3 protein-coding genes are annotated in these 2,548 nt (G+C 41.6%); 2 read left to right on the top strand and 1 reads right to left on the bottom strand.

Annotated features, from left to right (window positions below; genetic code table 11):
- Window positions 1–304: 304 nt before the first annotated feature.
- Window positions 305–973: a carbonate dehydratase gene (gene can / locus A142_RS09330; protein ID WP_019824387.1), complete on the top strand. Its 669-nt coding sequence runs from the start codon at window positions 305–307 to the stop codon at window positions 971–973.
- A 73-nt stretch (window positions 974–1,046) separates the two neighbouring features.
- On the opposite strand, the gene hpt is transcribed toward can, so the two are convergent.
- The gene (gene hpt / locus A142_RS09325; protein WP_017059438.1) at window positions 1,047–1,577 is read right to left on the bottom strand and encodes a hypoxanthine phosphoribosyltransferase; all 531 of its coding nucleotides are present in this window, start codon (window positions 1,575–1,577) and stop codon (window positions 1,047–1,049) included.
- A 337-nt stretch (window positions 1,578–1,914) separates the two neighbouring features.
- Here hpt and A142_RS09320 point away from each other — a divergent pair, with 337 nt between their 5' ends.
- The gene (locus A142_RS09320; RefSeq protein ID WP_019824386.1) at window positions 1,915–2,520 is read left to right on the top strand and encodes a LuxR/HapR/OpaR family quorum-sensing transcriptional regulator; all 606 of its coding nucleotides are present in this window, start codon (window positions 1,915–1,917) and stop codon (window positions 2,518–2,520) included.
- The last annotated feature ends 28 nt before the right edge of the window (window positions 2,521–2,548 follow it).

The raw sequence follows: 2,548 nt of genomic DNA, 5'->3' as shown, positions 1-2,548 counted from the left end.
AGTGACACCGCCAAACATATCCCCTTTGAGATTGATATCCGTAAAACGACTTCCAAACAAAACACACCTTCCTGATGATGAAATGACAAACCTTATCACTTTAACAAATGTATCAAGTGTTCAGAAAGTGTTAATTCAATCACATTATTCATGTCTTATAACCAGATCATAGCTTCTACACTAAGTTAATGATTTTAACGACTAGTACACGTCAGATGAGTACTATTTGACACAGTTTTTACGAGATTGAATTTGTAACATTGTGTATAGTTGAGATTCTTAATTAAGGGATGTAAGACGCAAAATGCCAGAGATTAAACAGCTTTTTGAAAACAACTCTAAATGGTCAGAAGAAATTCGCTCTCAACGACCTGAGTATTTTACAACGCTTGAAGAGGGTCAAAGCCCCGGTTTTCTATGGATAGGCTGCTCAGATAGCCGTGTTCCGGCCGAGCGTCTCACTGGTTTGTATTCTGGCGAACTGTTTGTTCATCGAAATGTTGCTAACCAAGTGGTTCATACCGATCTAAACTGCCTATCTGTTGTGCAGTACGCGGTCGATGTACTCAAAGTTAAACACATTATTGTTTGTGGCCACTACGGCTGTGGCGGTGTTAACGCGGCGATTGATAACCCTAAACTTGGTCTAATCAATAACTGGTTACTTCACATCCGCGACAATTACCTAAAATACCGTAAGCAAATCGAGGGGCTGCCTCGTGAGCAATGGGGTGATAAGCTGTGCGAAATTAACGTCGCAGAGCAAGTTTATAACCTAGGCAACTCAACCATCATGCAAAGTGCATGGGAGCGTGGCCAAGAAGTTGAAATCCACGGTGTGGTTTATGGTATTGGCGATGGCAAGCTGCAAGACCTTGGCGTACGTTGCTCAAGTAATGATACCCTAGAGAACAGTCACTTAGAGGCATTAAATAAGATCTTAACAACGCCTCTGCTTAGTCAACAAAGCTAGCTCCTTCCGTAATAAATACAAAAAGCCCGCATCTGCGGGCTTTTTAATGACTTCTAACCGACAAGCGTAATGATTACTCTTGAGGTACTACCTTACCGATGTATGGTAGGTGACGATATTTTTGTGCGTAGTCGATACCAACACCAACAACGAATTCGTCTGGGATTTCAAAACCAATCCATTTTGTATCTACAGTCACTTCACGGCGAGAAGGCTTGTCTAGTAGCGTACAAATTTCGATAGACTTAGGACCACGTAGGCTTAGAATCTCTTTCACTTTAGTCAGCGTGTTACCTGTATCGATAATATCTTCTACAAGTAGAACGTCTTTACCTTGAATATCATCATCAAGGTCTTTCAAAATACGAACATCACGTGAGCTTTCCATGCCGTTGCCGTAGCTAGACGCGGTCATGAAATCAACTTGGTGCGTTAAATCGATAGCACGAGCAAGATCTGCCATAAAGACAAAAGATCCACGCAATAAGCCAACTAAAACTAGATCTTCACTACCGTTGTAGTGTTCCGTGATCTGTTTGCCTAGTTCGTTCACTCGATCCTGAACTTCTTGCTCAGAGATCATGACTTCAACTGTATGCTTCATACTGCTCTCATTCTATTTGGTGATTGCGACGAATGTTGACAGTTTCGTCAGTTGTGTCGCTCAATTTTGTGCGTAAGTCTAGCACTGCTCAAATACCCACACCACCTTATGGCTCGAATTTACTGTCAGATTCTCAACGAAATGTGCGCTGGTGCCTTATCCAATACTCGTCTCCTTTCACATCAATGCTGATCACGCTTTATGTATCAAGTTTGATGTAACTGTCTATAAAACAAGCTGAAAGGATTGACCATTCGCATATGCACCATTACACTCATCTTGGCTTAAATAATAATAAAATCATTAATATAAAAATTTCGTTGGCAAGGAAAACAAAATGGACTCAATATCTAAGAGACCTAGAACTAGGCTTTCACCTTTAAAAAGAAAACTTCAATTGATGGAAATCGCTCTTGAGGTATTCTCTCGCCGCGGTATCGGTCGTGGTGGACACGCTGATATTGCAGACATCGCTCAGGTGTCTGTCGCAACTGTATTTAACTACTTCCCTACCCGTGAAGATCTGGTTGATGAAGTACTAAATCACGTTGTACGCCAATTCTCTAACTTCCTTTCAGACAATATCGATCTGGATATTCACGCAAAACAAAACCTACATAATATTGCGACTGAAATGGTGACGTTAGTGGCTCAAGATAGCCATTGGTTAAATGTGTGGTTCGAATGGAGCGCTTCGACTCGTGATGAAGTATGGCCGCTATTCGTAACAACTAACCGCACTAACCAAATGTTAGTACAAAACATGTTTAGCAAAGCGATTGAGCGTGGCGAAGTTTGTGACGATCACGACCCTAAACATCTAGCGAACTTATTCCACGGCATTTGCTACTCGCTATTCATCCAAGCGAAACGTGTAGAAACGCCAGAAGAGCTTTCAAGCTTAACGGATAGCTACTTGAACATGCTGTGCATTTATAAGTAGATTCGAGATTCGAGATTCGAGATTCGAG

Origin of the sequence: Vibrio splendidus 12E03, from assembly GCF_000272105.2 — a bacterium.
GTDB lineage: Bacteria > Pseudomonadota > Gammaproteobacteria > Enterobacterales > Vibrionaceae > Vibrio > Vibrio splendidus_I.
This window is presented reverse-complemented; position numbering and strand designations above follow the sequence as displayed.